This is a genomic window from Siccirubricoccus soli (genome assembly GCF_024178315.1).
GTDB classification, from domain to species: Bacteria; Pseudomonadota; Alphaproteobacteria; order Acetobacterales; family Acetobacteraceae; genus Siccirubricoccus; species Siccirubricoccus soli.
The window spans coordinates 1-1,159 of the sequence record NZ_JAMZIK010000296.1; the positions used below are offsets into that span (position 1 = coordinate 1).

At 75.6% G+C, this 1,159-nt stretch carries 1 protein-coding gene; it reads left to right on the forward strand.

Annotated features, from left to right (window positions below):
- A partial coding sequence (locus tag NJ376_RS28465) for a S1 family peptidase (RefSeq protein WP_252956717.1) occupies window positions 1-1,159 on the forward strand: 1,159 nt, incomplete at both ends.

Sequence of the window (1,159 nt, forward strand, 5' to 3'; positions counted from 1 at the left end):
TGCCGCCGCCCGCCGCCGCGCCGGCAGCTTCCGCCACCGCTTCGGCCGCTGCCGTGCCGCCGCCGCGCCCGGCGCCGCCGCCCGGCAATCCCGGCAACCGCTTCCTGCTGCCCGCCGGCATCGCCATCGCCGCCATCTTCCTCGCCCTCGGCATCTGGATCGGCGCGCGCATCGTGCAGGAGCAGCTCGCGGCACGGAACAATGTCGCGCGCGTGGTGCAGGACGATGCCGAGCTGCGCCGCGCCATCGACCTGCAGCGCCAGCAGAACGAGGCGCTGGAGCGCCGCATCGCGGATGCGCGTGGTGCGCTGCAAGGCAATATGTGCCTGGCGACGCCGGGCGAGCCGCGGCTCGGCCCCGACCGCGCCGCGCCGGTGCCGCCCGCCGCCCTGCCGCCGCCGGCGCCGAATGCGCCGCGCTTCGAGGGCCGGCTGGCCGATCTGCTGGACCAGGCGGTGGTGCTCGTCATCGTCCGCGGCGCGGAGGCCACCGGCACCGGCTCCGGCTTCTTCATCACGCCGGAGCTGATCGTCACCAACCGGCATGTGGTGGAATCGGGCGGGGAGATCACCGTCGCCAACCGCGCCCTCGGCCGGGTGGTGCCGGCGCAGCTTCAGGTGGGGACGCCGGATTCCGAGGTGGGCAACCCGGATTTCGCCGTGCTGCGCGTGCCGGCGCAGCAGGTGCAGCCCCTCGCGCTGACCAGCGCCGCGGCGCGGCTGGATGAGGTGATCGCGGCGGGCTTCCCCGCCCTCGTCTCCTCCGCCGATGCGGCCTATCAGGGCATCATCCGCGGCGATGCCTCGGCGGTGGCGAACCTGCAGCCCATCCTGTCCGATGGGCGGATCAACGCGGTGCAGCCCTTCCCCTCCGGCCTGCAGGCGCTGCCGCATTCGGCGCAGATCTCGCCCGGCTCCTCCGGCGGGCCGCTGGTGGATGGCTGCGGCCGGGTGGTGGGGGTGAACACCTTCGGCCGCTCCTCGGACCGCATGCCGGTGACGATCAGCTACGCCCAGAAGGCGGACAGCCTGGCGGAATTCCTGCGCGGCAACAGCCTGCCGGTGACCCTGCTGACGGATGCCTGCCGGCCGCAACCGGCGGCGGCCCCGGCCGCGCCGGGCGGCACGCCCCCCGCTGCCCCCGGCGGGGCGGCCCCCGC